General features: G+C 39.4%; 16 protein-coding genes. 12 read left to right on the top strand and 4 right to left on the bottom strand.

Annotation, left to right across the window (positions count from 1 at the left end; all coding sequences use genetic code 11):
• Positions 1-99: 99 nt before the first annotated feature.
• A complete protein-coding gene (recA, locus tag QWY93_RS11495; protein WP_290248394.1) occupies positions 100-1,128 on the bottom strand; it encodes a recombinase RecA in 1,029 nt (342 codons plus the stop codon).
• A 189-nt stretch (positions 1,129-1,317) separates the two neighbouring features.
• On the opposite strand from recA, the gene QWY93_RS11490 reads away from it, so the two are divergent.
• The 8 genes from QWY93_RS11490 to tsf all read left to right on the top strand — a co-directional run bounded on the left by QWY93_RS11490 (position 1,318) and on the right by tsf (position 7,672).
• Positions 1,318-2,109, top strand: coding sequence for a DUF3108 domain-containing protein (locus tag QWY93_RS11490; RefSeq protein WP_379945453.1), 792 nt, complete (start codon positions 1,318-1,320; stop codon positions 2,107-2,109).
• Positions 2,110-2,260: 151 nt separating this feature from the next.
• Complete coding sequence (locus QWY93_RS11485; RefSeq protein ID WP_290248393.1) at positions 2,261-2,950, top strand: response regulator transcription factor; 690 nt, start codon at positions 2,261-2,263, stop codon at positions 2,948-2,950.
• A 2-nt stretch (positions 2,951-2,952) separates the two neighbouring features.
• Positions 2,953-4,032 (top strand): sensor histidine kinase, encoded by a 1,080-nt coding sequence (locus QWY93_RS11480; RefSeq protein WP_290248392.1) that lies wholly within the window; start codon positions 2,953-2,955, stop codon positions 4,030-4,032.
• Between the two features lie 78 nt (positions 4,033-4,110).
• Positions 4,111-4,821 (top strand): RluA family pseudouridine synthase, encoded by a 711-nt coding sequence (locus tag QWY93_RS11475; RefSeq protein WP_290248391.1) that lies wholly within the window; start codon positions 4,111-4,113, stop codon positions 4,819-4,821.
• A gap of 208 nt (positions 4,822-5,029) precedes the next feature.
• Positions 5,030-5,473 (top strand): 50S ribosomal protein L13, encoded by a 444-nt coding sequence (rplM, locus tag QWY93_RS11470; RefSeq protein WP_290248390.1) that lies wholly within the window; start codon positions 5,030-5,032, stop codon positions 5,471-5,473.
• 12 nt (positions 5,474-5,485) lie between these two features.
• Positions 5,486-5,872, top strand: a complete 387-nt coding sequence (gene rpsI, locus QWY93_RS11465; protein ID WP_290248389.1) for a 30S ribosomal protein S9 — start codon at positions 5,486-5,488, stop codon at positions 5,870-5,872.
• A 44-nt stretch (positions 5,873-5,916) separates the two neighbouring features.
• Positions 5,917-6,678: a 30S ribosomal protein S2 gene (rpsB, locus tag QWY93_RS11460; RefSeq protein WP_290248388.1), complete on the top strand. Its 762-nt coding sequence runs from the start codon at positions 5,917-5,919 to the stop codon at positions 6,676-6,678.
• 163 nt (positions 6,679-6,841) lie between these two features.
• On the top strand, positions 6,842-7,672 hold the full coding sequence (tsf, locus tag QWY93_RS11455; protein WP_290248387.1) for a translation elongation factor Ts: 831 nt from the start codon (positions 6,842-6,844) through the stop codon (positions 7,670-7,672).
• 182 nt (positions 7,673-7,854) lie between these two features.
• On the opposite strand, the gene QWY93_RS11450 is transcribed toward tsf, so the two are convergent.
• Positions 7,855-9,147 carry an aminopeptidase P N-terminal domain-containing protein gene (locus tag QWY93_RS11450; protein ID WP_290248386.1) on the bottom strand — a complete coding sequence of 431 codons (1,293 nt, stop codon included), beginning with the start codon at positions 9,145-9,147 and terminating at the stop codon, positions 7,855-7,857.
• A gap of 195 nt (positions 9,148-9,342) precedes the next feature.
• Here QWY93_RS11450 and QWY93_RS11445 point away from each other — a divergent pair, with 195 nt between their 5' ends.
• The 4 genes from QWY93_RS11445 (at position 9,343) to QWY93_RS11430 (ending at position 13,921) form a co-directional block, all read left to right on the top strand.
• Complete coding sequence (locus QWY93_RS11445; RefSeq protein ID WP_290248385.1) at positions 9,343-10,572, top strand: M16 family metallopeptidase; 1,230 nt, start codon at positions 9,343-9,345, stop codon at positions 10,570-10,572.
• 3 nt (positions 10,573-10,575) lie between these two features.
• Complete coding sequence (locus tag QWY93_RS11440; protein WP_290248384.1) at positions 10,576-11,220, top strand: O-methyltransferase; 645 nt, start codon at positions 10,576-10,578, stop codon at positions 11,218-11,220.
• Between the two features lie 124 nt (positions 11,221-11,344).
• The gene (locus QWY93_RS11435) at positions 11,345-12,871 is read left to right on the top strand and encodes a LysM peptidoglycan-binding domain-containing protein (RefSeq protein ID WP_290248383.1); all 1,527 of its coding nucleotides are present in this window, start codon (positions 11,345-11,347) and stop codon (positions 12,869-12,871) included.
• 57 nt (positions 12,872-12,928) lie between these two features.
• Positions 12,929-13,921, top strand: a complete 993-nt coding sequence (locus QWY93_RS11430; RefSeq protein ID WP_290248382.1) for a DUF3078 domain-containing protein — start codon at positions 12,929-12,931, stop codon at positions 13,919-13,921.
• Here QWY93_RS11430 and QWY93_RS11425 read toward each other — a convergent pair.
• Complete coding sequence (locus tag QWY93_RS11425) at positions 13,918-14,265, bottom strand: DUF8439 domain-containing protein (protein ID WP_494337480.1); 348 nt, start codon at positions 14,263-14,265, stop codon at positions 13,918-13,920. The two genes, QWY93_RS11430 and QWY93_RS11425, sit on opposite strands and share 4 nt — an antisense overlap.
• Positions 14,266-14,507: 242 nt before the next feature.
• Positions 14,508-15,653, bottom strand: a complete 1,146-nt coding sequence (locus tag QWY93_RS11420) for a DNA polymerase III subunit gamma/tau (RefSeq protein WP_290248380.1) — start codon at positions 15,651-15,653, stop codon at positions 14,508-14,510.
• Between the last annotated feature and the right edge of the window lie 2 nt (positions 15,654-15,655).

Below are 15,655 nucleotides of genomic sequence, written 5' to 3'. Positions count from 1 at the left end.
ACTTCAGTGTTTATTAAGGAAATTCAGGTTGCCAAAGCATTATTAAAAAAAAGGGAAGCAATATTGCCTCCCTTTTGATTTATTGATCTATTCTGAAAATCAGTCTTCGGAAACCTCTTCCTCAACCACACCGCTTAGTCCGGCTTTTTCTTTAATTTTCAATTCCAATTCCTCCATCAATTCAGGATTATCCTGAATCAGGGTTTTCACAGCATCTCTGCCCTGACCTAGTTTATTGCCTTCATAGGAGAACCAGGAACCGGCCTTCTTAATGATTTCAAACTCAACACCCAAGTCAATGATTTCCCCAACTTTGGAAATTCCCTGGCCATACATAATGTCAAATTCAACAACTTTGAATGGAGGAGCAACTTTGTTTTTAACCACTTTTACTTTGGTCCTATTTCCCAAGATATTATCAGCACTTTCCTTGATCTGTCCAATCCTTCGGATATCCAGTCTTACAGAAGAATAAAATTTCAAGGCATTACCACCGGTAGTGGTTTCCGGGTTGCCAAACATCACACCGATTTTATCCCTAAGCTGGTTAATGAAGATGCAGGAACATCCAGTCTTATGAATGGCACCAGTTAACTTCCTCAATGCCTGGGACATCAACCTCGCCTGAAGGCCCATTTTGCTATCTCCCATTTCTCCTTCAAGCTCACCTTTTGGCACCAATGCCGCCACGGAATCAATTACGATGATATCAATAGCCCCGGAACGGATCAGGTGTTCAGCGATTTCCAAGGCTTGCTCTCCATTATCCGGTTGGGAAATAAGCAGGTTTTCAGTATCGATCCCCAGCTTTTCCGCATATCCTTTGTCAAACGCATGTTCTGCATCGATAAAAGCAGCCAATCCACCGGATTTTTGGGCTTCAGCAATACAATGCATGGCCAAGGTCGTCTTACCGGAAGATTCCGGTCCATACACTTCAATAATCCTACCTCTGGGCACCCCTCCAACACCTAAAGCCATATCCAGCCCCAGGGAACCTGTGGAGATTGCGGGTACATCCAGTACGGTATTGTCACTCAGCTTCATCACAGTCCCCTTTCCATAAGTCTTTTCCAACTTATCGATGGTGAGCTGAAGCGCTTTAAGTTTTTCTGTATTTACGCTCATAAATTATTTAGGTAGAAACTTATTCAATTTATAAATATGCTGTGAAAGTAAACATTCGAAAATTGAATATCAACTTAATAAACAACCATTGTTTTATATTACCGTTTTACTAATTTAGGAATTTCGGTTATGTTGTCCTTGTGGATTGGTATAACTTTTGAAAAGAACCAAGAAACCAATAAAATGCTTATGCATTTACTTTCCAAATTAATGTTATTGGCTTTTGTCCTCCTGTCTCCCCTATCGGATGCATCGCCGCAATCCCATTCCGTCCCCCCGTATGACAATGGAGAATCTCTTACCTTTAAGGTCAAATACCTTTTCTTTAATGCGGCCGAAGCCAAAATGGTCATTGATCCCCAAATCCACCTAATTAATAACCGCCCAAGTTACAAGATCGACGTTTATGGCAGGACCCTGAATATTTTCAGCCTTTTTTATGTTAAAGATAATTGGGGTACCTATATGGACACCTCCATGCACATTCCCTACAAATCTTACCGCCATATCGAAGAGGGCGGATACCGGAAACATGAAGTGATCGACTTTGACCACAAAAATAAAACCGCTACGGTTAATCTCTATGATCGTGAAAATAAAAAAGTGGTCAAAACAAATAATCATGACATCCCTCCAGGTGTTCAGGACATCGTCAGTGGTTTTTATTATTTACGAACTATGGACCTGGATCAGTACAATAAAAAGGATGTTATTAACATCCGGGGATTTTTTGATGAAAAATCATATAACCTAAAATTAATATACGAAGGAAAGGACAGGGTTTCTACAAAAATCGGGGAATTCGACACCTATGTATTTTCTCCTATAATGCCTGACAACAAACTATTCAGCGGGAAAAACCCCATCAAAGTATGGATAACGGATGATAAAAACAGAATTCCCGTTAAAATTGAAGCTGATCTGGTAGTAGGTGCCCTTAACATGGAAATTACTGAGGCTACGGGTTTACGTAACAATTAATTGAACCTCCCTTAATCTAAAATTAACAAATAGCTATAATTACAAAATTTTATATCAAACCATTCCCTATTTCCACCCTTACAACTTATTTCTTTTCATAGTTTTTATAAATTAGCGGTGTTATAAGTTAACAACAAACAGGAAAACTCAAATGAGTGACAAACCAAAAATCAAGGTACTGGTTGTAGATGATGAACCAGATATTATTGAAATTTTAACTTACAACCTCGAAAAAGAAGGTTATGAAGTAGCTTCTGCCACAAATGGAATGGAAGGAGTCAAGACAGCAGTAAAATTCAAACCAGATGTTATCCTGTTGGACATTATGATGCCCCAGCAAGACGGGGTGGAAACCTGCCGTCAAATACGGGATTTGGAAGAACTGAAAAACACCTTTATCATCTTTTTAACAGCCCGGTCAGAAGAATATTCTGAAGTGGCAGCCTTTGATGTGGGGGCGGATGATTACATTACCAAACCTATTAAACCCAGAGCATTAGTAAGCAGAATTGCAGCCTTATTTCGTCGGGAATCCAAAAAGGAACCGGAAAACACTCAGATCAAAATCAAGGATTTGGTCATTGATCGCACAAGTTTTACTATTGATAAAAATGGTAAGACCATCACTCTACCCAAAAAGGAATTTGAATTATTGTATTTTTTGGCCAAAAACCCTAATATGGTTTTTAGCAGGGATGAATTGTTGCAAAATATTTGGGGGACAGACGTTTTTGTTTTGGCAAGAACTGTGGATGTACACATCAGGAAAGTCCGCGAAAAAATTGGTGATAACTACATCACTACTGTAAAGGGCGTAGGATATAAATTTGAGTTAAATTAATAATGCTGACCACTTCAAGGGGGATTTCCCTCGTTTTGGCTATTGCCATTGCTACTCTTACGGTCGCGTTTTTGTCATTACTGGATGACGCGACCCCTACCTTATTGGTCGTAGCAGGAGGGCTATCCTTTTCTGTATCCTATTTGCTTACCTATGTCACCTTGGAATTTTTGATTTTTAAAGAGATCAGCAACATTTATACGGTATTGGAAAAAATCCAAAAAAAGGACTTATCAGGTGTGGCCGAAAAACCCAAAAAATCCTCTATCTCCCCATTAAGGAAAATCAATGACACCATCAATTCCTATGCTCAGGCCAAGAACAAAGAAATAGAAACCTTACAACGAAACGCTGCTTTTAGAAGGGAATTTATTGCTGATATTTCCCATGAATTAAAAACCCCAATATTTGCCGCCCAGGGATATGTCCACACCTTAATGGACGGTGCGGTGGATGACCAAAAGGTCAGGGACAAATTCCTGAAAAGGGCTGCAAAAAGCCTTAATTCATTGGACAAACTTGTCCAGGATTTGCTTACCCTTAACCAAATGGAAAGCGGGGTTGTCAAATTCCATTATGAGGTGTTTGATGTAAGGGAATTGATTCAGGAAGTAATCGAACAATTGGAAAACAAAGCGGAAAAGCGGAATGTGGCCATCCGATTTACTTTTGACGAAGACAAAAATCACTGGACCAAGGCCGACAAGGATAAGATTTACCGTGTCTGCCAAAATCTTATTTCCAATGCCATCAAATACAACCACGAAGGTGGGGAGGCGCACATCAATTTAAAAACAAAAAAGAATCACCTCAACATTGAGATCAGGGACAATGGGCAGGGAATTCCAGCTGAGGACTTAAAAAGAATTTTTGAACGTTTTTACCGGGTGGAAAAAAGCCGGTCAAGGGAAAAAGGGGGGACAGGATTGGGCCTTGCCATTGTAAAACACATTCTGGAGGGGCATAAAAGCAAAATTTCCGTTTCTTCCACCGTCGGAAAAGGCTCTATTTTCACTTTTTCTCTCCCATTGGCCAAAAATAAATTGACCAAAGGAAACCCTAAACCAACAACTACAAAATAATATTTTGGCCAGACATTTTTTACCCCGCATTTTTTAGTTATTTTTGCCGCTTGATTTGGTGGGTATTAGCCAAGGTTTATGAAGAAAATAGACTTTAAACAACTTATTCTGTTTGAAAATGAGGATTACATTGTAATCAACAAGCCCCCATACCTATCGACCTTAGACGATAGGCATGAAAGGCAAAACATTTTGCAATTGGCCAAAAAGCACACTCCCGATGCCCAGGTGTGCCACCGATTGGACAAGGAAACTTCCGGATGTTTGGTAATTGCCAAAAACCAGGAGGCTTACCGAAACATTGCTATCCAATTTGAAAACAGAAAAGTCAATAAGGTTTACCATGCTGTCATAGATGGAATTCATGAATTCAAAGATCTCCTGGTGGACCGCAACCTGATTGCCAGCAGTAAAGGAATGGCCAAAATCAGTAAAGACGGAAAATCGGCCACCACGTATTTTACGACATTGAGTACCTATCAGGCACATTCACTGGTTGAGTGCCGCCCTGTTACAGGACGGTTGCATCAGATCAGGATTCATTTGGCCTATCTCAAGTCACCGATATGTGGGGATGAATTATATGGCGGAAAACCGCTTTACCTGTCCAAATTAAAAAGAAGATTTAACCTCAAACAAGGAACAGAGGAACTACCTATTATGCAGCGTGTTTCCCTGCATGCCTATTCGATTGGCTTTGAGGGAAGGGATGGAAAACCTATTGAGGTTTCTGCCCCCTACCCTAAAGATTATGCGGTATTGATCCATCAACTGGAGAAAAACAAGTAAGCAAACTCCCGGTTCTAAAAAAGGAACCAAAAAGAAACTTGATGAAGGAATAAAAGTTCAATCACCAAGTGACTCAAAGGAGCTATCCGTATAAAAATCAGGCACTAAACAGGGGGATATATTGCATATGTATTAGATTCCTTCTATCTTTGTGTCCCTTTTTGAAGGTGAAATGTATTTAACAAGCTAATAATTAAACATTTACACAGTGGATACTTTAAGCTATAAGACCGTATCAGCCAACCGTACTACCGTACAAAAAGAATGGGTTGTAGTGGATGCCCAGGCACTAGTACTAGGTAGAGTTGCCAGTGAGGTTGCAAAAATTCTAAGAGGCAAAAACAAGCCAAGCTTTACTCCTCACGTGGACTGCGGAGACAATGTCATTGTCATCAACGCAGACAAAGTCAGACTGACCGGTAAAAAATGGAACCAAAAGGTTTACGTTCGTCACACCGGTTTTCCAGGAGGACAAAGAATTTCTACACCAAAATTATTGAAAGAAAAGTCTTCTGCCATTCTTATTGAAAAAGCAGTAAAAGGAATGTTGCCCAAAAATAAATTGGGTAGCAAGTTGTTCACCAACCTACACGTATATGAAGGTACCGAGCATCCTCATACTGCACAGCAACCAAAAGAAATTAATTTATAATTTGATCATTCCATGGAAATTATCAAAACAATAGGTAGAAGAAAAACATCTGTAGCTAGGGTTTATATGAAGCCTGGCAAAGGAGAGATTATTGTCAATAACAGAAGTTTAGAAGCATACTTCCCTTTTGACCTTCACCAAATTGTGGTGAAGCAACCCCTTACTTTGGTGAATGAAGGAGAAGCTTATGATGTAAAAATCAATGTAGACGGTGGTGGAATCAAAGGCCAAGCAGAAGCCGCCAGAATGGCGATTTCCAGAGCCCTTTGTGAATTTAACCAAGACCACAGAAGTCCATTGAAAAAAGAAGGTTTCCTTACTCGTGACCCAAGAATGGTTGAACGTAAGAAGCCAGGTCGCAGAAAAGCGAGAAGAAGATTCCAGTTCTCCAAACGTTAATTTGGAGCATTTACTCCGTACATCTTTTAAAATTTACATAATTAATGACAAAATTAGAATATAAAGACTTACTGGATGCTGGTGTTCACTTTGGACACTTAACAAGAAAGTGGGATCCGAAAATGGCGCCGTATATCTTCATGGAGAAAAACGGTATCCATATCATCGACCTAAACAAAACGCTTGTTTGCCTTGAAGAAGCATCCAACGCACTCAAGCAAATCGTTCGCAGCGGCAAAAAGATAATGTTCGTAGCCACTAAAAAGCAGGCCAAGGACTTAGTAGCAGAAGAAGCTGCAAGGTTAAAAATGCCATTTGTAACCGAAAGATGGTTGGGTGGTATGATGACCAACTTTGCAACTATCCGCAAATCCTTGAAAAAGATGTCTTCCATCGACAAAATGATGAAAGATGAGTCATACACAAGCCTTGCTAAAAGGGAGCGTTTGATGATCACCAGACAGCGCCAGAAATTGGAAAATGTACTAGGAGGTATTTCTGACCTTACTCGTCTTCCTGCTGCACTTTTCGTAGTGGACATCAAAAGAGAACATATAGCCATTGCCGAAGCTAAAAAGCTTGGTATCCCTGTATTTGCATTGGTAGATACTAACTCCAACCCAGGAGAAGTGGATTTCCCAATCCCTGCCAATGACGATGCCTTCAAATCAATTTCACTATTGGTTAAGGCTGTTGGCTCAGCAATTGAAGAAGGGCTTTCCGAAAGAAAGAAAGATAAAGAAGAGGCTAAACTCTCTGAAGAGGAAGAAGCAAAAAAAGCTGCTGACGCTGAAACAAAAGAGTAATTCCACTATGACTTATTGATAACAAAAAATTGAACATACGGTAAACTACCTATGTTCAATTTTTTGTTATTGGCAGTCTATAGGGCATCACCCTATCCTTGAATAAGGTGGCTCCAAAATTCACACATGTTAATTTAAATCATCACTTCAAAAATATTTAACCATGGCTATTACTGCACAAGAGGTAAATAAACTAAGACAAAAAACCGGTGCCGGTATGATGGACTGTAAAAAAGCCCTTACCGAAGCTGAAGGCGATTTTGAAACTGCGGTTGATATCTTGAGAAAAAAAGGTCAAAAGGTATCTGCTTCCCGTGCTGATCGTGAAACTAAAGAAGGTGTAGTAGTTTCTAAAGTAAATGCTGACAAAACACAGGGAATCCTACTTTCCCTTACCTGCGAAACTGATTTCGTTGCAAAAAATGAAGAGTTTGTAGCACTTGCCAATGACATCCTTGACATCGCCGTGGAAAAAGATGTGGACAGCATTGAGGAAATCCTTGAACTGCCATTTGAAAATATCACCATCAAGGAAAAAATCATCGAATTGACTGGTAAAATCGGTGAGAAAATTGAAATCAGCCACTTTGAAGCTGTGAAAGGTGAAACAGTAGTTCCTTACATCCACTCAAATGGAAAACTAGGTGTATTGGTAGGCTTGAAAAACACCAACGGTGCTGAAGTGGAAGAAGCTGGTAAAGATGTAGCCATGCAAATTGCCGCTATGAACCCTGTTGCCCTTGACAAAGAGGATGTTGATCCTGCTGTTGTAGAAAGAGAAATCCAGGTAGGAAAAGAACAAGCTATGGCCGAAGGTAAGCCAGAAGCCATGCTTGAGAAAATTGCCATGGGGAAATTGAACAAATTCTACAAAGAAAACACCCTTTTGAGTCAGACATTTGTTAAGGATAACAGCAAATCCATTGCTCAGTACTTGGACAGTATTTCGAAAGGAATGACGGTTAGCAACTTTAAGAGAATTTCTATCGGATAAGCAATTCCGATTTTCAATAAAAAAAAACCGCATTGAAAAATGCGGTTTTTTTTTATTTAGGAACTGATTGAAAAAAGTCTGATAGAATTCTTTTTTCCATGCTCTTCCCTACTTGTTATTGCCACTCCTAACCATTAAAAAGGGACAATAATTTCTTTCTTTTAAACCTCAAAATCCTTCTCTTAATTAGTATTCATTATTTCCTCAATTTCCTCCACCTCTATGGGGATATTTTTCATAAGGTCCAGATTATCCTTTTCTTGAACTACCCAATCATTTTCCAATCGGATCCCAATATTTTCCTCCCGGATATAAATCCCCGGCTCAATGGTAAATACCATCCCTGGCTGGATGGGGCTGAAAACAGGCCCCAAATCATGCACATCCAATCCCAAATGATGAGAAGTCCCATGCATAAAATACTTCTTATAAAGCGGTTGATTGGGATTTTGATGCTTAATGTCTGTTTTATCCAACAAGCCCAATCCAATTAGTTCAGACTCCATTATCTTACCAACTTCAATATGAAAATCCTGGACACTAATCCCTGGTCGCAGCATCTTTGAAGCTTCTTTTTTTACCCGTAATACTGCATTATACACCTCCTTCTGCCGGGGAGAAAACCGCCCATTGATGGGAATAGTTCTGGTCATATCTGAATTGTAGTTCCCATATTCCGCTCCAACATCCATTAAAATAAGGTCCCCAGATTGGCAATGCTTGTCATTATCCAGATAATGGAGCACACAGCTATTGGGCCCAGATCCCATGATAGGTTCAAAAGAAAAACCCCTACTCCCATGACGAATAAATTCGTGCAAAAACTCCGCTTCAATTTCATATTCCATCACTCCGGGACGAACAAATTTCAACACCCTTCTAAAAGCTTTATCTGTTATCTCACAAGCCTTTTGTATCTGATCGATTTCCTCACCTTCTTTTACAGCCCTTAACTCCTGGAGCAATGGAGCAGCACGCTGGTAATCATGCAAGGGAAAAAGCTCTTTACAGCTTTTCACAAACCGGTCATTTCTGGTTTCCACTTCTCTTGCAGCCCCTTGATGTTCATTGGTATCTAAATACACATGTTCACTAAATGTCATCAAAGAGGAAAATATCCGATCAAAATCTTTTGTCCAATGGACGTTTTTTATCCCGGAAACTTCTTTTGCTTCATTTTGGGTTAATTTATTCCCTTCCCAAATGGCAATGTGTTCATTGGTTTCCTTGACAAAAAGAACTTCTCTTAAATTTTTATTGGGAAAATCAGGACAAAGCACCAAAAGGGTTTCTTCCTGGTCAATTCCGCTTAGGTAAAAAAGGTTATTATTTTGCCTAAATTTAAAGGTCCCATCCGCATTGGAGGGCATCAAGTCATTTGCATTAAAGACCGCAATAGAATTAGGCTTCATCTTCTTTACCAATTTTTCACGGTTTTTGACGTAAAGCGACTTGCTCAGTGGTTTGTATCTCATATTATTAAAATCTGATCGATTTGCTTACTGCAATTAAAATTTAAAGAGTTAGGGTGATTCACCCTGTAAACACTAATTCAAGTAGTTTGTGTGATTTCTGCAATGTATAAAATTAACATATTTATCAACCTCAAAAAAATATCCGGAAAAAGTGCATTAATTTTGTAATTTCATACTTAGAAAGTAAAAAAGTAAATGCCATACAATATTAAGGAGTTAGCAAATGGTATCCGGATCATCCATCAAGAAATCCCCCATACAAGATTGGTACATTGTGGGTTTGTCCTGGATATCGGAAGCAGGGATGAGAAATTAGAAGAAGCCGGCCTGGCCCATTTTTGGGAGCACATGGCTTTTAAGGGGACTCAAAAGAGAAAAGCTTTTCATATAATCAACCGCCTGGAATCCCTTGGTGGGGAGCTTAATGCATATACCACTAAGGAAAAGGTGTGCTTTTATTCCAGTGTCCTAAAAGAACATTTCAAAAAATCTGCAGAACTACTTTACGATATTACCTTCCACAGTACCTTTCCCGAGAAGCAAATTGAAAAGGAAAGGCAAGTAATTCTTGAGGAAATGGCCATGTATCGGGACTCTCCTGATGATGCTATTCAAGATGAATTTGATGAGGTAGTCTTTCAAAATCATGCATTAGGCAGGAATATCCTGGGAAGTGAAGAAACAGTGACCAGTTTCACCCAGCAAGATTTCTTTGACTTTATTGCTTCTCGATTGGATACAGAAAAAATTGTATTTTCGGTGGTTGGGAATATTAGTTTTAAAAAAGTCCTTCGCCAATTGGAAAAACCGTTGGAAGAAATCCCCACCAAAAGAAGCCTGTTTTCCAGAAGTAAATTTTCCAAATATAAGCCTTTAAGGAAAACCCTTTACAAAGAAATCTCTCAGGCCCATTGTGCCATAGGGAAACCAGCATATTCTATTTACCATCCCAAACGTTTTCAACTTTTTTTATTGAATAATATCCTTGGCGGTCCCAGCATGAACTCCAGGCTCAACCTTGCCCTAAGGGAAAAATACGGGTATGTTTACAGTGTGGAGTCGGCTTATCAGGTATATACGGATACTGGATTTATTGGAATCTTTTATGGAACGGAAGAAAAGACCTTTTCCAAAGCCCAAAAGATCACCTTACTTGAACTTAAAAAATTACGGGAGAAAAAGCTGGGGACAATGCAGCTTCATATGGCCAAGGAACAAGCCATCGGTCAAATGGCCATGGCAGAGGAGAACTACGCTGCTCTGATGTTGGTTTATGCCAAAAGTATGCTGGACAAAGGCTATATTGAATCCCTGGACAGCATCTTTCAAACCATCAGAAATACCACTTCTGGAGACTTACAGGATATAGCCCAGGAATTATTTCAGGAAGATCAATTGAGTTTTCTCACTTATTTACCCAAATAAATAATGGAATTTATCAACGAAGAACTTTTAAATTATTGCCAAGAACACACCAGCCCTGAGGATGAATTATTGGCCAAAATAAATAGGGAGACCCATGCCAAAGTACTTATGCCCAGGATGCTTTCGGGGCCTTTGCAGGGAAAAACCCTTGAATTATTTACGAAAATGCTTCAACCAAAAGTAATTTTGGAAATAGGTACATATACGGGGTACTCTGCTTTATGGATGGCCAAGGGGCTTGGACCTGAAGGAAAAATCATCACATTGGATATCAATGATGAATTGGAAGATATGGTAAGGGGCTATTTTTCTGAATCGGGATTAGGGCATAAAATTGATTATAGACTGGGAAATGCTTTGGATTTAATCCCAGAATTGGAGGGGAAATTTGACATGGTATTTATCGATGCGGATAAGAAAAATTACAGCAAATACTATGACATGGTTATAGACCGGGTACCTGCCGGGGGAATGATTCTTGCAGATAACGTCCTTTGGTCAGGGAAGGTGCTAAAAAAGGAAGGGGAAAAAATAGACAAAGACACTAAAGCCATCAAAGTCTTTAATGAAATGGTCAATAAGGATCCTCGTGTAGAAAATGTGATTTTTCCCATTAGGGATGGCATAATGTTGGCAAGGAAATTATAAATTGCCCCAAATTTTCAACAAATTGAAACCCAAAACAAAAGGTCATCTCAAATCGTTTGATTGCATTGATATTTCACCCAACTTCATCCCTTTTGATTGCAGACGGAAATGGTTATAAAAGCTCATGAGATTCCAAAAATTTTCACTGCCTTTTCTGATATTTAGCTTTTTTGCTTTTAAGATCTTTGCCCAAGCTCCAAAGGTCCCCGAAACCATTTCATTTGCCAACATGACCCTCCATCTGGACAGCAGAGCTCAAAGGGATATTCAGCTGGATGTAAATGCCCTCCACCGCAATCCCAGATATTTTAACCAGAAAATGGAAAGGGTCAATTTGTACATGCCCATTATAGAAAGGGTCCTCCAAGAACAGGGAGCCCCTGATGATTTAAAATACCTGGTCATACAGGAAAGCGGATTAATTCCAGATGCCGTTTCTTCTTCCAATGCAGTCGGGTTTTGGCAATTTAAGAAAGGAACTGCTGAGGAGGTTTTCCTCCAAGTGGACCACCAGATTGATGAAAGAAAAAATATCGTGGCTTCTACCCGTGGGGCAGCCTTGTATTTGAAGAAAAACAATAGTCGCTTTGATAACTGGGTTTGTGCTGTTGTAGCTTACCAAATGGGACCGGGAGGAGCTCAGGGATATTTTGGAAACCGGTACAATGGAGACCGGAAAATGAAAATCACCAAAAACACCCATTGGTATTTTAAAAAATACCTGGCCCATAAAATAGCTTTTCAAGACCATATCGGCACTTTGGTCAGCAATCAATACCTAAAAGAAGTTAAAGTTCAAGGACCGACATCCTTAAAGAAATTGGCCCGGGACCTTAATGTTTCTGAATCCCACTTGGAAACATATAACAAATGGGTCTCACACGGAAAAATCCCGGGAGACAAGCCCTATTCCCTTACCTATTTAGAAGAGGATACTACCCCGGATAGGCCCGTTTTGGTTTCCTTTCCTGAAGAACCGTCTATGCAAAGCCCGGAAGTGGTGAAAAATCATGAAGGCTTTCCGAAAATAACCGGAAATAAAGCGTTTTCCCATTTACCTGAAATGATCAAGATCAATGGTATTAAGGGCATATTGGTCACCCAAACCATGAGCCAGGAAGCTTTTACCGAAAAGGTTGGCATTAGGGAAGGGAAATTTAGAAGGGTTAATGATCTTAAAAAATCAGATAAAGTAATTGGTGGTAGGTATTATTATACCAAAAGAAAAAAAAGTAAAGCCAAGGTAGCGGAACATGTGGTCAAAAAAGGAGAAACCCTATGGCAAATTTCCCAGGCCTATGGAATTAGGTTACACTCCCTTATGGCCAAAAACATAATATACAGAGACAAAGACCTTAAACCGGGAATGGTGCTGAAATTACAGGAATACAGGAGGAGAAATGAAGGTTTTGAATTTGTTCAAGTTTCTCCAGCAAAAACCACGAGTTATCCAATCCCCACTCCTACAAAACCTGCCAATTATAATAATCCCCCAACAACCACCCAAACCCATATTGTTAGCCGTGGGGAGACCCTGTATGCTATTGCAAAACAATATGAGGTCAGTGTAAAAAATATTCAGCAGTGGAACAATATGGGAAATCAAACAACCATTCATGTGGGGCAAAAGTTAATCATACAGGATCAGTAAGATGCATTTAATAAGGATTTGTATATTTGTAATCCATCAAACCATCAGCCATCTGGAATGATTCGGTCCATTTTCACCCTAATTTTATTATTAACATTTTGCATTTCTGGCCTACAGGCACAGGACAGGAAATTGGGCATTGAACCGGATACGGTACTGATCAATGGGGATACTTTAATCATGCTAGGTGATTCATTGATTTTAAAGGAACCCGTAAAAAAGACTTTTTGGGAGACAGGGGGAAATTTCAATGTAAGCATCCAGCAAGTAAGCCTTTCCAATTGGTCTGGAGGTGGAGCCAGTTCCTTTGCTTTAAATACCGGTGTAAATCTTTTTGCCAATTATAAAAAGGAAGGTAAAATTTGGGAAACCAAACTATCTGTAAACTATGGTTTTAACAGACAGGCGGACCGAGCTTACAAAGTCCGAAAGACCAATGATAACTTTAAATTTGTTTCTAAATACGGGCGGGAACTTTCCAGAGGCTTTTATATTTCCACTCAGATAGAAGCAAGAACCCAATTATTGGGTGGACACAAATACTTCACCCCTTCTGGATCAGAAAGGGAAACCAGAAGTTTGATTTCGGAATTCTTAAGCCCGGGCTATATTCAATCCTCTACTGGTCTAAATTTTGAAGAAGAATTGGATAATGTGAAAATTTCTGCCATACTCTCTCCTTTTACGGGTAGGTTTACCATCGTCCTAAATGATTCTCTCAGTCAAGCTGGTGCCTTTGGAATTTCAACTGGAGAAAAGGTCAGGCCAGAAGCAGGGGCATCTTTTGGATCAGCAGTAGAAGCAGAAATTTTGGAAAACATCAAATGGAAAACCGACCTTAATCTCTTTTCCAATTATGGTAAATTCGGGAATATGGTGGTCAACTTTAACTCCATCATCAGTATGAAGGTCAACAAATACATTAGCACCCGTATAGAAACCACCTTGATATATGATGAAAATGTGTACATAGAAATGGATGATGGCAGCAAGTCCAGAGCTGTCCAATTACAAAACCTCATTAATTTTGGGCTTGGAGTGGAATTCTAAAAATCCGTTTCCAAGCCAAACCTTTTTTGAAGTTCCTTCAATGCAGGGGATTTTTTTATTAAATAGGCCAATTTGTCCGTTGAAGTATAGAGTTTATCACTTTCTTCTACCACTTCTTCCTGTATCTCAAACTGAATTTCCAATCCAAAATGATTGAGTTTTTTTCTAAGCAAACCAGTCAATTCTGACTTTAATCGGGCAAAAATATGTTCCTGAAGTTCCCCGTTTAAAATAAAAGTAACAATTTCATCTTTGAGCTTGACAGGCTGCTTAAGCATGGCACTTTCCATGTTTTTTTCCTGATGCTTAAAATCTGCCGTGATTTCCTTTAAGACACCTTCCAGCTCCTCAATTGAAAATGGATTCCGTAGCTTTTCCGAGTTATCTTCCTCCTCAGCAGGAACATTGTTTTTTTGAGTTGCGGATACCTTTGGCTCCTCTGCCTGAGAACGGACTTGTTCTTTTACCGAATCAACGTTGGAAGGTATAGGAATCGTCTTTTTGACCGGAGAACTTTTTGAATGAACAGCCTTGGGGTCAATTTTGGAACTATCGGATGATGATTTACCTTCAGGTATGGACTCCTTCAGGCTTTTTTTTTTGACTCCTCTTGAGCCAATGCCGCTAGAGAGATGGCTTGTGGCAACTTGGCCAGTTTCATCAATGCCAATTCAACATGCAGCCTTTGATTTTTGCTGCCTTTGTAATGGATATCACATTGATTGCAAATATTTAAAGCAGAAAGCAGAAATGACAAACTAGCTTTGGAAGCTTGCTCAACATATCTCTCTTGAGCATTTTCAGAAACTTGGAGTAACTCTACAGTGGCTGCATCTTTACAGACCATCAGGTTTCGAAAATGCTCGCTCAATCCTACTATAAAATTATGCCCATCAAATCCTTTTTTGAGGATTTCATCAAAGGTCAAAAGCACATTGGATATACTTTCTTCCAACAAGAAATCCGTTACTTTAAAATAGTAATCATAATCCAGGATATGTAGATTATTGATTGTCTCTTCATAAGTCAACATATTACCTGCCGAATAGGTAACAATGAGGTCAAAAATGGATAAGGCATCCCTTAAGGCACCATCCGCTTTTGTTGCAATCAAACGGAGAGCTTCCTCTTCAAATGATATATTTTCCTCGGTAGCAATATACTTTAAATGTTCGGCAATGTCTTTGATCTGAATTCTGTTGAAGTCAAAAATCTGACACCTGGAAAGTATGGTAGGAATAATTTTATGCTTTTCAGTCGTGGCCAAAATGAAAATCGCATATTTTGGCGGCTCCTCCAGGGTTTTTAAAAATGCATTAAATGCCTGGGTGGAAAGCATATGCACCTCATCTATGATATAAATCTTATAGGTCCCTTTTTGTGGGGCATATCGGACTTGATCTACCAGGTTTCTTATATCATCTACCGAATTGTTTGAGGCAGCATCCAGCTCATGAACATTAAAAGAGCTGTTGGTATTAAAAGCCTTACAAGAATCACATTCATTGCAGGCTTCAAAATTATCGGAAAGGTTTTCGCAATTGATGGTTTTAGCCAAAATCCTAGCACACGTGGTTTTCCCCACACCCCGAGGACCACAAAATAAAAATGCCTGTGCCAAATGATTGTTTTTAATGGCATTTTTTAACGTGGTGGTAATGTGTTGCTGTCCAACAACACTTTTAAAATTTGATGGTCTATATTTCCTGGCTGAAACAACGAAATTTTCCATTG

This window comes from Echinicola jeungdonensis, from assembly GCF_030409905.1.
Classification (GTDB): Bacteria; Bacteroidota; Bacteroidia; order Cytophagales; family Cyclobacteriaceae; genus Echinicola; species Echinicola jeungdonensis.
The sequence above is the reverse complement of the archived record's forward strand: the minus strand, read 5'-3'. Positions and strand labels throughout refer to the sequence as shown.

Excerpts from the sequence above, each read along its gene's own strand:
- recA (WP_290248394.1), bottom strand. The coding sequence starts at position 1,128 with ATGAGCGTAAATACAGAAAAACTTAAAGCGCTTCAGCTCACCATCGAT.
- QWY93_RS11490 (WP_379945453.1), top strand. The coding sequence starts at position 1,318 with ATGCATTTACTTTCCAAATTAATGTTATTGGCTTTTGTCCTCCTGTCT.
- QWY93_RS11485 (WP_290248393.1), top strand. The coding sequence starts at position 2,261 with ATGAGTGACAAACCAAAAATCAAGGTACTGGTTGTAGATGATGAACCA.
- QWY93_RS11480 (WP_290248392.1), top strand. The coding sequence starts at position 2,953 with ATGCTGACCACTTCAAGGGGGATTTCCCTCGTTTTGGCTATTGCCATT.
- QWY93_RS11475 (WP_290248391.1), top strand. The coding sequence starts at position 4,111 with ATGAAGAAAATAGACTTTAAACAACTTATTCTGTTTGAAAATGAGGAT.
- rpsI (WP_290248389.1), top strand. The coding sequence starts at position 5,486 with ATGGAAATTATCAAAACAATAGGTAGAAGAAAAACATCTGTAGCTAGG.
- rpsB (WP_290248388.1), top strand. The coding sequence starts at position 5,917 with ATGACAAAATTAGAATATAAAGACTTACTGGATGCTGGTGTTCACTTT.
- tsf (WP_290248387.1), top strand. The coding sequence starts at position 6,842 with ATGGCTATTACTGCACAAGAGGTAAATAAACTAAGACAAAAAACCGGT.
- QWY93_RS11450 (WP_290248386.1), bottom strand. The coding sequence starts at position 9,147 with ATGAGATACAAACCACTGAGCAAGTCGCTTTACGTCAAAAACCGTGAA.
- QWY93_RS11445 (WP_290248385.1), top strand. The coding sequence starts at position 9,343 with ATGCCATACAATATTAAGGAGTTAGCAAATGGTATCCGGATCATCCAT.
- QWY93_RS11440 (WP_290248384.1), top strand. The coding sequence starts at position 10,576 with ATGGAATTTATCAACGAAGAACTTTTAAATTATTGCCAAGAACACACC.
- QWY93_RS11435 (WP_290248383.1), top strand. The coding sequence starts at position 11,345 with ATGAGATTCCAAAAATTTTCACTGCCTTTTCTGATATTTAGCTTTTTT.
- QWY93_RS11430 (WP_290248382.1), top strand. The coding sequence starts at position 12,929 with ATGATTCGGTCCATTTTCACCCTAATTTTATTATTAACATTTTGCATT.
- QWY93_RS11420 (WP_290248380.1), bottom strand. The coding sequence starts at position 15,653 with ATGGAAAATTTCGTTGTTTCAGCCAGGAAATATAGACCATCAAATTTT.